Source organism: uncultured Nostoc sp., assembly GCF_964245445.1.
Classification (GTDB): Bacteria; Cyanobacteriota; Cyanobacteriia; order Cyanobacteriales; family Nostocaceae; genus Nostoc.
Map to the genome: position 1 here is coordinate 1 of NZ_CAXTNE010000275.1, position 10362 is coordinate 10362.

A 10362-nucleotide genomic window follows, 5' to 3' on the forward strand; every position below is an offset into this window, starting at 1 on the left:
ACATACCCCTCATCTCCCCCATCCCCTCAGCCCACAAGCTGGTGGACACCAACAAAAACCTTCCTAGTGGCGGCGGTGATAGCCGGTACTGTTGGATTAGTTTGGTGGGGACTCAATAGCAACCGCGATATAGGGGACAAACCTAATCCTACAGCCAGCCCAACCCCAACCAGTGAGCAATCGACCGATCCTTTAGCGCAATATTCACCAGCCGAACGGCAGCGTAAAGAAAGATTAAGCGATCGCCGTCAACAGTTGGGTATTAACTCTAACTTTTACGTGAACTTGGTGAATCAAGTTTTTTGGGACAGAAATCCCAGTTTACGAGCACGCACTCTCAGCGATGGCCCTGAAGATGAAGGTTTACGGGCAGAATGGGATAAAACAGCCTCAGAATTGTTGGAAAAATTAGCGCCACTGAGTTCTAATGCACGCCGACAACTGGGAACTTATACAAGTGCTGAACGCGATCGCTGGAAAGTGGAAGTCAACAAAATCAACGTTGGTAGTCGTTCTTTGTATGATTTGGGAGATGCAGCATTTTTAAATGTATTCCCTGAACAGCGTGGTAAAGATTTTCGAGATCAGCCCATTGGACAAGTCTGGTACGGATTTGTTAGCGATCAACTCAGTGCTATCCTTGCTGGTAGCGCTTTCCAGAAACTTGTCTTTGATCCGGGGGCTACTGGCAAAACAGTCAGTGGTACTCTCCAACCTGGTGGTGGTAAAGTATTCATCGCTGGACTTGCCAAAGAGCAATCTTTGGGATTGAAGCTACAAGCAAATTCCCAAGTTTTATTATCAGTCTATTCACCCTCTGGCAAAATCAAATTTTTAGAAGATTCTAAAGAGCGAAGTTTGTCAACTAAATTACCAGAAAACGGATTTTACGAGTTTGTCGTGGTTTCCACAGCATCGAAACCAATAGATTATCAACTCAGCATTACAGCAGAAAATCCCACCCCTCCCCCATCGCCAACACCAACGCCCACAGAAACACCAGCACCCACAGAAACACCCACGCCAACCCCAATTCCCATAGAAACCCCCACTCCTACATCGACACTAACGCCAGAGACAGCACCTCAATAAACCGCGTTGCATAGTTGCAGGATAATTTAGCAACTTCCAAAATTCTCCCCCTGCCTCCCTTGCTTCTCCTGCCTCCCCTGCCTCCCCTTGCTTCCGCTGCCTCAAATTATCCCTTGTCCACAACTCCTAAACGCAACGCAATTCGCTTGTATTTCGTTGCATCATAGGGTGTACCTCTGTGCATCACCTGGGAGTTGTCCCAAAAAATAATATCTCCTGGCTGCCAAACATGGGAGTAGACTGGTGTACAGTCTAGAACAGTCGCAAATAAATCCTGCCAGAAACGTTTTGCTTCCTCTGGTCTATCTTCCATACCAACTGCGATCGCAGTGTCCGAACCTAGATATAATCCCTTTTTACCAGTGACTTTGTGAGTAGACACAATGGGATGCACTTTCCTCGGTACATCAGTCTCTACATTGCTACTCTTATAAAACATTGGTGGTGAGTGATACATTGACATCTGCTCTAACTGCTGCTGATGTTGATGATCTAGGTTATTATAAGCCTCTATCATGTCGAGAAACTCTGTAGTATGGGGCTGCCCATTTACACCTTCTGGAGGCACTTCTACACCATAAAGCATGACAACATATAGTGCATTCATATCCAGTCCCTCTGTGCTGGGGACGCCATCTTTATCATGATGCCATTCCCAAGCAAACTTCCCTACAGGTGTTTCAGTAAGTCCCTTGGGATTACCCAAGATATACACACCCTGGCTTTGCAGGTCTGGGCTAATATCGGGATCTAATGTTTTGGTTTTGGAATAGCCAAACATAAAGTCACCAAAGGTTTTCCTAGAAAATTCTTTCAACTGCTTTGCAGTGATGTGTTGCTGTCTAACTACCACAACACCGTCTTTCCAAAGTGATTCCTTTAATTCACGCGACTCTAGATTTGTGAGGTTGCTAAGATTGCAACCCCGCAGGACTTCAACTCCGAGCCTTGATTGGTGTTTAGTTATTGGAGTCATTGCTATGCAATTATTTTTGGAGCAAACTATACTGACAATTAGTCTAGATAAAAAGTTTGTCTAAATAGACTTTTTATCATTGAGAATTGTTTCGACAGTTTTTGTGGGTATGCAATAGCTAATTTTCCGATCCCAAATAACTACCTAAAAGAGATTGCAGACAATGCTGTGCGTCAAACGGTAGAACTTTTATTGAATCTCACAAAGCAACTGAACTCAAAAGTCAAAGATTTAGAAGAAGAAAACCAGAAGTTACTCTCTGAAAACAATCGCCTCAAGGGAGAACAAGGTAAACCAGACATCAAGCCCAACTTGAAAGGGTTTAAGAAAGATTACTCATCAGAAAAAGAACCTAAAACTACTAACTAAGCACAGCAAAAGTAACAAAAATCGTCATGGTGTACAACTTGTTTGGCTACTTACAGCAGAACTATGAAATAAAACAGGCTTTATCCCTAGTTTTGAGACTTAGGTTGTATACTTCACCAAATTGAAATCCTCTGGAATTTGGACAGATATAACTTTTTTAATTCTTTGACAAGCTCCAGCTAGTTAATTCATAATGACGCTCCTACGGACGCTCGTTCCTCTCTACGAAACGCTACGCGAACGCTACCGATACGCTAACGTAATTCGTAATAAACCCGCATTTGGTAAATCCTGATGGGCAATGTCTGCGACAAGCCGCTAAGAGCGTCTACGTAATCTACAAAAACAGAGATTGAACAGTTAAATCCTTTTGGGTAATGGTGAAGTTACGTTGTTCTGCTGTAGCAATGAATGAAACGATCGCTTCACACGCCACGGCTACGGTTAACATTACTAAGTTTCGTGTCAGGGGATAATCACAGACATCATCATTAACCTCCGAAGGAACGCGATAAACTTCATTCCAAATCACTTCTGCATAATCAACCGATAGCCCAGCATGAAGACAAGGAATGCTTAATTGTTCAGCATAATTTTTCACTGCTTGACGTGCCACACTATTATCAAAGACATCGACAATTAGCTGGCTGTCTTTGAGTAGTTGGGTTGTATTTGCTGATGTCAACTCAAGAGTTTTAGCATCAACTTTAGTACCAATTGCTCGATATAAATTGTTCGCCAAAATTTTCGCTTTGAAGGCTCCAACATCAGAACGGTAATAAGGCTGAGTCGAAAGGTTACGCTCCTCAATGCGATCGCGATCAATCACTGTAAGTTGATCAAAACCAGACCGAGCTAAGTTTTCTGCAATGTTAGCTCCTAATGCTCCAGCGCCACAAATTGTTACAGGATAATTCTTCAGTTTTGCCATCACAGCATTGCTGCGGTAAAGCTGTTCGTGAAAAAAGATGCTCATTGTCCTCACCATTCTTGTTGTTCCATTACACCTACTAAGGATTGCAAGTCAAAATCGCGATCGCGTCCACTCAGACAAATGCCAGAACTGACAACAGTCAAGTCAGCTTTAGCGATCGCGCTAGTGTGGCGAACACCATCAGCAGTTGTCCAATCGACTGTCCAATAATCGCCGCGATCGTGGAATTGATTTAATTCACCACCGCCCATCCGCAATGCCTTTTTCAGTCGCTTTTCATCTTGTTGGGGTTGAGTAAAGCCCTCAATGCGCCGCGTTGCTAATTCATACACCGTGCGGATTTCTGGAGTAATGCCCTTAAACTGTAATTCCTCGGCAGAAGCGAGTTGCTTGACGGCAGATTGCAGAGTTTCAGAAATTGCCGGATCGGTACGCCGATCGATTTCCTCAAACCAGCATGAATGTCCATTCCAACGGGCAATAATTTGCTCAAAGGTAACGCCCTCGCTAACTAAATAGACTGCGATCGGCTTAACTACCTTCAACCGTTGACGCATATCTGCTTCATTCACAGGGTATGCTAACCAAGTTTGTTTTTGCAGTTGATGTGCTAACCGTAGCCGTACTTGGGGAAAGTGTTGCAAGTATTCCGCAATCTGGGGTAAGTCTGCTTCTTCTACAACCGTTGCTGTTTTCTCATCTACAGGCTGAAATATGCCCCAACCTTCAAATTTACTAGGCTTTGGACTGAAAGTGTAGATCATCCCGGCTACCCGTGTGCGAACTCGTCCACCTTTGACGCAGGGCGCAAGGAATTGGGTGGTATGTAACTGTGCTTCTGCGATCGCAATTTGGTTGATTAGCTTACGAATATCAGTCATAATTATCTCTCTTTACGCATAATTACTCAAGATTATTACCAATAAATGAGTATATAAAAAAACATCTGTTTGTAATCAAACAGTAATTAGACAACTATTTTCATTGGGTAAAACAATGTTTTTGCATTTTGCATATATTGGAATGTGCTTATTATCGATTGTGATATCTTTCTATGTGAAAGCTAAATTTGAGAATTTTATAGAAAAAAATACAACAATTGCAAATGAAAAATCATTAGAAGATTATAAAAACCTTGTGCGTCTTAATATGTATGGAGCGCTGGTTCAAATAGTTTTATTTATTGGTGCATTTGTTAGTGGTATTGCTTATATTCTTAATCAAGGTTTTGCAGGGGTATTTTCATTCTTTCTATTATGGTTTGCTGCTAGTGTTATGAAACAGTTAGGTCAGGTTGAGGAAAAAGTACGTACACTCAGTTGTGCAACTGCTGAACTAGAACGTCAATACACAAAAATTTCCCATACTTGGAAGAAAAAAGCTTTTCCCGATTTTTAAATTTTATGACTAGATTAATCTAGTAAGTACAGTAGCCTTGTATTTATTAAGTAAAATTTCAATTGACAAAATAAATCTCAAAATCATGACTATCCAAACACAACAAATATCAGAGTACAAAAAAAGGTTAGCATCTGCTTACCGGGCAATTTACGCAGTTGGAGTTTTGGGTGTTTTTCTGGGATTACTGGCATTAATAGCTGGCAATCAAGTTCCTGAAGGTATGATATTGGGAATTTCGTTTTTAGCTTTTGGTTTACTCTATCTAGTTCTAGGTTTTTTTGTACAACGTAAATCCAAACTTGCCTTGGGTATTGCAGTGGGATTTATGCTGCTGAATTTTTTAACTGGCATTCACAATATGATTCAAACTGGTAAACCAGTTGGCTTGATTATTCCCATCGTATTTTTCAGTCAGACATGGGAAGGATTTAAAGCTATACAAGTATTAAAGTCAAAGACTTGAAGTAAATCTGAATGAGGAAACTTCGGCTCATCGTACCTCATTTACTTAATATTTTTTATAAATAGCCTATTAATTACGAATTAGTATCATTATTTCCTCCGTGCAAGTTGGTGGAGCATTGCGTGTTCTCAGTTACTAGAGGGACTCCACTGGTGAGTTGTTACACACTCTTTAAAGGATGGCTACTTTTAAGCCTACCTCCCAGGTTCTTCGTACTCCCCATTCACACACGCCCACTGCATTTGGCAGTGTTACCGTTCCTCTCGTACTAGTATGTAGGCTCCATGAGTTGGGGCACGCAGGATATTTTTATAATACAACATACTACAAAAAAATGCTACTTTCCTGGTTACAAGACAAGAGCTAAAGCTAGATGAAGATGATTGAATTATCTACTGCGTCAGCGATCGCTCATTTGCACCTGCCATGCGTAAGGGCAATGGTACGGAAGCATCCTTCATATAGGCGATCGCACTCGGTATGCGTAACTAAATATAACTATTGCTACTGTAACTAATCAGTACAAAAAAGATATACGTTGCCTAACTAAAAATTTGCAGCGATCGCAGTGCGGTAATGATATCAACGTTATTTTAATGATTGGTAAAAGACAGGGTTTGAGTTTCCAAAACCTCTTGGGTTACACCCTAGCATCTACCTACAGGAAAAAAATTAAGGGTACAAATACTATGGTACTTTAAACAGAAGTATTAGAATAAATACGTCTTGTTGCTTAGAAAGGGAGTATCTATTTTGTTGGATATCAAAGCTTTGTCAGTAGTTTGTACAAGCACATCGTTACTCGTATTGGGTATTAATGAAATAGCGTCTGCTTCTTCCTTTAATCCAACACCTGTGTTTGACAACGTTGCTAGCTATACTACTACTATTACTGGAGATAATAATCTAGCTGATATTTACTATCCTAATCCAACAGACTTAAAAACAAGCAATTATTCCTTTCCAGTAGCACTACTACTACAAGGCGCACTAGTTGACAAATCAAATTACTCTAATTACGCTCAACAAGTTGCACGCTATGGATTTGTAGTAGTGGTGCCAAACAGCAAGCGTATAGCTCCAATATTTGGCGAAGCATTATTACCCCAAACTAGCCAAATTGATACAGCTTTACAACAAATTGTAGTTGAAAATAAGAATGTTAGTTCACCTATTGTAGGCTTGCTGGATACAGAGAAAGTAGGATTATTGGGTCATTCGTTAGGCAGCGCTGTAGGATTATCTGCAATTGGAAATTTATGCGTGACACCAACACTTTGTCCGGATTCTTTCTCACGACCCAAACAAATTGTAGCAGGAGCATTCTATGGTGCTAATCTTCGCGATGAGAATGATGTTTATCTTCCTATTAACAATGATGGAATACCAGTTGCACTCCTGCAAGGGGATCGTGATGGCAGAGCGCTGCCTTTCCGGGCTAGTTTAACTTATGACAAAATTAAAAATCCACCTGCTGCACTGATTAATATCAAAGGTGCCAATCATTTTAGTATCACAAATACAAATAATCCTGCTGGTGCAATTCCTGACCCGATAAATTCTACACTTAATCAAGATGTAGCTATTGAAACAATTGCCCGGTGGAGTGGTTTGTTTTTACGTGCAAGTATTCTTAATGATAAAGACGCTTTTAATTACGTTTATTACACAGGTGATGCTGCTGACTCCAATGTGACAGTAGAGAGTAAACGTGTTCCTGAATCGGCATCGACTGTTGCACCTTTAGGGATATTGTTTGCTTATTTTACGATTACTCAACTACGAAAAAGAATAAATGAATCAAAACGTCATTTTAAAAGCAATGCCTAAAACAGTCTTCCTTAGTGGAACATCCAAAGGAACTTCGCTAGTGAGTTGTTACACACTCTTTTAAGGATGGCTACTTCTAAGCCCACCTCCCAAGTTATTTGTACTCCCTATTCACATACGCCCACTGCATTTGGCAGTGTTACCTTTCCTCTCGTACTAGTATGTAGGCTCACACGAGTTGGGGCACGCAGAATATTAGCATAATACAGTACAATACAACTGTTTCAAGAGATGAAAAGAGAGATTTTTGAGTAGAGCGATCGCTGCTACTTTATACACCTTGTCTATGTAGCTCTATCACCTCATTTGAGTTGAGCAATCACACTAATTTTATAATGCAAATTCTTTACCAAAACCTTTTGGAGTTGAGCGTTTTGTAGAAGGCGAAGAATTTTTTGATGAATCCGTCTGTTCACGTCCTAATACAGATGGCTGCTCAATTTCTAACAACTGTGTAGAAGACGCTATTTGTAATTCTGCTACTGATTTTGTTGCATCATCCTCTGTATCTAAGTTATTGCCTGTATCTTGCTCTCCAGTTGGCCAACATGAACATAGATAACCACTGTCTCTAGAATTTAGCGGTAATCTTGCTGTAAAAGATGGTTTGGGAACAAAAATAACTTCTCTTTGCAACATGAAGTTCAAAATTGAGGTAGAGCCATTTGCACCTATCTTTTCTCGAATTTTCCTGACTAAAAAAGCAACATCGATTATTTGATTTAACCAAATAGCTGCCTCCTCTAAAGGTACTGCTAAAGATGGTGGATCAAAGTGCATCAGATGATTTCTTATCTCCCTCAGCTTATGAAAGGAAGATAATTCATCACGTGCGTTATCTAATGGATTACCAGTAATTAGACCTATCCACTTTAGTTTGTCTATAAATCTCCTGCCAAACTTTTCACCAACTTTTTGCTTATCAAAATTCCATCCAGGGAGTAAGTCATATTGGGCTTTATTATAGAATTGATGCAGAGTTATATCTACAAGAGAAATCGCATCTCCTATTAAAGTTCTCAAATCAAAAATCCAGTCGCTTAATAATGCTTCATTTGATTGAATCACTAATTTATTGCGAAGAGAAATAATACGCTGTATTAAAGCTCTCTGCATTGAGGTATAAATGTGTCCTTCTCTATCAATTTTGAGATGGATAGGATATTTATCACCATACATCTGATCTTGAGGTAGAACAATTGTTAAAGCTTCAGTTGAACCTGGAGCAAACTTATGAAAATCTATTTGAATGTCGATAGTATTGTCGAGCCAAAAGCACTCATAACGGAATAAGTTAAAACTATCAGATGAAAAAGAATTGTTATAATATATATATTTGGATATTATTCCATAACTTATTGGCTTACTATGTATTTGTTTGTTATCATTACTGGCTAGTGTGTAGTTAACAACAAATTCCGGTTTTTTTATCCATTTTTTTCTGGAAAAATTTTGATTAGAATAAAAATTTAGCAATTCAACAGTAACTTGGGGCACGATCGCATCTTCTGTTTTATCCTTGAACTTAAAATAATAGTGAGTGTTAGACATCTATTTTTTAGATTATCGATATTCTCTTAATCTTAATATTAGAGATTCAGTAATTTATAGTTTTTCTCAAACTAGTAGAGTGTGGCATTGCTGATCAGTGACGCTGATTACCAATACCACATTTTAACTCTACTTATCATCTCGCATAGGTAACGGCATATCCAAAATCTCCATCAGCAAATCCAGACGAGAGGGGCGCGTCAAGAGTGGGACAATGTTCGGCAAACTGTAGTAGTCACCCGCGAAAGTGAACGTATCTACAGGTGCTTGCTGCTGCTTTAATTGACTCTCCACCCAGTTGTAATGAGTACCCACACGGACAATCACCACATTGGGCATTACCGCCAACTCACGGCAGTAAGTCTTGTAGACTTCACCGAAGTAAGGAGCAGCATTTTCGCCCTCATCCGTCACCAAAATTATCTGATCAACTACCTGCTTCTTCTTCCGCATTGCTTCCAATGCACAGCCGATGCTAGTACCACCGCCTGCATTGATATGCTGGAAAGCACGCTCCCAGTCGGTCAACTCCTTGCCTTTTGCCGTAACAGCGTAAGGAATGGTGTCGAAGGCGTAGACAAACAGTTCTGCCTGAGTGATACCAGATATTAGGGCAGCGAGTTGCTTACCGATCGCGATCGCATTTTCCATTGAACCAGACTTGTCCACCAATAAAGCAGTTGGACGAGCGATCGCACCGCGCCGCTTCACCTGCTCATTTGTCACTTTTTCCAGTCGAGCAACGGTGTCTGCGTCAAAATCTGCTGCGTCTGTTGCAATCTGTGCTTTGAATGCTGAGACACGCCCACTCTTAGACGCTGATTCCAGCTTGGAATCAATCAGCTTTTTGACTTCTGGGTGATCCATTGCGCCTCTAGTCTGGAGAGACTTGAGGTTGTTGATCGCTTCTTGAGGAGACATGCTATTGATTAACGCCACCAATACAACTGGTGTGAGTTGCTTGATTGTACCAATTGCGATCGTGTATGGAATTTTGAACTCCACAATCAGCCGTGCCTGTTCTGCGGCATTTTCAGCCTTCGCAAGCTGCTTCAGCACATTTGCTAAGGAACCCTCTGGAGGAGTATCGCCAAACAGAATCGCATTTGCTCGCTCATTTGGCTTGATGTGCAGTGAAGCATATAAGTGCTTCATTGCCTTACGACCTCTCAGCGCGGCGCGATCGAACAGAGCCGGATTGTTCTCCCGTGTCTTCAAGTAACGCCGTACCGCAGTCCGAGCCGAACGAGGTAGCTTGTTTTGCTGCTGCTTCATGAAGTCCACTACACGAGCCACCTGATAAGGTGGAAACTCTTGCAGGATCATAAATCCAGCATCCCGGTGTTCAGTTAAATTGCTAGTTAACAAGTAAGCAAGAAACACTTCTTTGTGGTCGCGGACATCACCATGACGCTGATACCAGACTGCCAGATGTCCGTAGAAGATGGGATCGAGTTCAACAATTAACTGGTGAATTTCTGCGACTTGCTCAAGTTTGCGGTGAGGAGTTGTCAGCAAACTGTTGAGCATTTCCAGACGCAGATCGCGTTCTGCGATATTCATGAGAACCTCCTTTAGGAATTTTGGATTTTGGATTTTAGATTTTGGATTGCAATCCAAAATCCGAAATTGAAGGAGGCAGATGTTGCACGTGAGGCGATATCACCGCGCAAGTTGTAGAAGCATTGTGTATAACTTGTGCAGAGTTATGTAAGCTTCTGCGATCGGGGCGCGGCAACAACTGCC

9 protein-coding genes and 1 pseudogene are annotated in these 10362 nt (G+C 41.1%); 5 read left to right on the forward strand and 5 right to left on the reverse strand.

Annotated features, from left to right (window positions below; translation table 11 throughout):
* Positions 1 to 1092 (forward strand): annotated as a pseudogene (locus ACFE90_RS31175) (serine/threonine protein kinase); the annotation flags it as partial.
* 106 nt (positions 1093 to 1198) lie between these two features.
* Here the strand turns inward: ACFE90_RS31175 and ACFE90_RS31180 are convergent.
* Positions 1199 to 2068, reverse strand: a complete 870-nt coding sequence (locus ACFE90_RS31180; RefSeq protein WP_375506208.1) for a TauD/TfdA dioxygenase family protein — start codon at positions 2066 to 2068, stop codon at positions 1199 to 1201.
* 168 nt (positions 2069 to 2236) lie between these two features.
* Between ACFE90_RS31180 and ACFE90_RS31185 the strand changes: the two genes are divergently transcribed.
* A complete protein-coding gene (locus tag ACFE90_RS31185) occupies positions 2237 to 2437 on the forward strand; it encodes a hypothetical protein (RefSeq protein WP_375506209.1) in 201 nt (66 codons plus the stop codon).
* 337 nt (positions 2438 to 2774) lie between these two features.
* Here ACFE90_RS31185 and ACFE90_RS31190 read toward each other — a convergent pair whose 3' ends face one another.
* Both ACFE90_RS31190 and ACFE90_RS31195 read right to left on the reverse strand, forming a co-directional pair.
* Positions 2775 to 3413, reverse strand: a complete 639-nt coding sequence (locus ACFE90_RS31190; protein WP_375506210.1) for a ThiF family adenylyltransferase — start codon at positions 3411 to 3413, stop codon at positions 2775 to 2777.
* Positions 3414 to 3418: 5 nt separating this feature from the next.
* Positions 3419 to 4252 (reverse strand): hypothetical protein, encoded by an 834-nt coding sequence (locus ACFE90_RS31195; RefSeq protein ID WP_375506211.1) that lies wholly within the window; start codon positions 4250 to 4252, stop codon positions 3419 to 3421.
* Positions 4253 to 4427: 175 nt separating this feature from the next.
* Between ACFE90_RS31195 and ACFE90_RS31200 the strand changes: the two genes are divergently transcribed.
* The 3 genes from ACFE90_RS31200 to ACFE90_RS31210 all read left to right on the forward strand — a co-directional run bounded on the left by ACFE90_RS31200 (position 4428) and on the right by ACFE90_RS31210 (position 7065).
* Positions 4428 to 4769 carry a hypothetical protein gene (locus tag ACFE90_RS31200; RefSeq protein ID WP_375506212.1) on the forward strand — a complete coding sequence of 114 codons (342 nt, stop codon included), beginning with the start codon at positions 4428 to 4430 and terminating at the stop codon, positions 4767 to 4769.
* An 85-nt stretch (positions 4770 to 4854) separates the two neighbouring features.
* Entirely contained in the window at positions 4855 to 5235 is a 381-nt protein-coding gene (locus ACFE90_RS31205) for a hypothetical protein (protein WP_375506213.1), read from the forward strand.
* Positions 5236 to 5988: 753 nt separating this feature from the next.
* Positions 5989 to 7065, forward strand: a complete 1077-nt coding sequence (locus tag ACFE90_RS31210) for an alpha/beta hydrolase family protein (RefSeq protein ID WP_375506214.1) — start codon at positions 5989 to 5991, stop codon at positions 7063 to 7065.
* Positions 7066 to 7395: 330 nt separating this feature from the next.
* Here the strand turns inward: ACFE90_RS31210 and ACFE90_RS31215 are convergent, their stop codons facing one another.
* Both ACFE90_RS31215 and ACFE90_RS31220 read right to left on the reverse strand, forming a co-directional pair.
* The gene (locus ACFE90_RS31215; RefSeq protein WP_375506215.1) at positions 7396 to 8616 is read right to left on the reverse strand and encodes a hypothetical protein; all 1221 of its coding nucleotides are present in this window, start codon (positions 8614 to 8616) and stop codon (positions 7396 to 7398) included.
* A gap of 129 nt (positions 8617 to 8745) precedes the next feature.
* Positions 8746 to 10179, reverse strand: a complete 1434-nt coding sequence (locus ACFE90_RS31220) for a VWA domain-containing protein (protein ID WP_375506216.1) — start codon at positions 10177 to 10179, stop codon at positions 8746 to 8748.
* Between the last annotated feature and the right edge of the window lie 183 nt (positions 10180 to 10362).

Coding starts and splice junctions, on each gene's coding strand:
- ACFE90_RS31205 (WP_375506213.1), top strand. CDS start 4,855: ATGACTATCCAAACACAACAAATATCAGAGTACAAAAAAAGGTTAGCA.
- ACFE90_RS31215 (WP_375506215.1), bottom strand. CDS start 8,616: ATGTCTAACACTCACTATTATTTTAAGTTCAAGGATAAAACAGAAGAT.
- ACFE90_RS31190 (WP_375506210.1), bottom strand. CDS start 3,413: ATGAGCATCTTTTTTCACGAACAGCTTTACCGCAGCAATGCTGTGATG.
- ACFE90_RS31195 (WP_375506211.1), bottom strand. CDS start 4,252: ATGACTGATATTCGTAAGCTAATCAACCAAATTGCGATCGCAGAAGCA.
- ACFE90_RS31180 (WP_375506208.1), bottom strand. CDS start 2,068: ATGACTCCAATAACTAAACACCAATCAAGGCTCGGAGTTGAAGTCCTG.
- ACFE90_RS31220 (WP_375506216.1), bottom strand. CDS start 10,179: ATGAATATCGCAGAACGCGATCTGCGTCTGGAAATGCTCAACAGTTTG.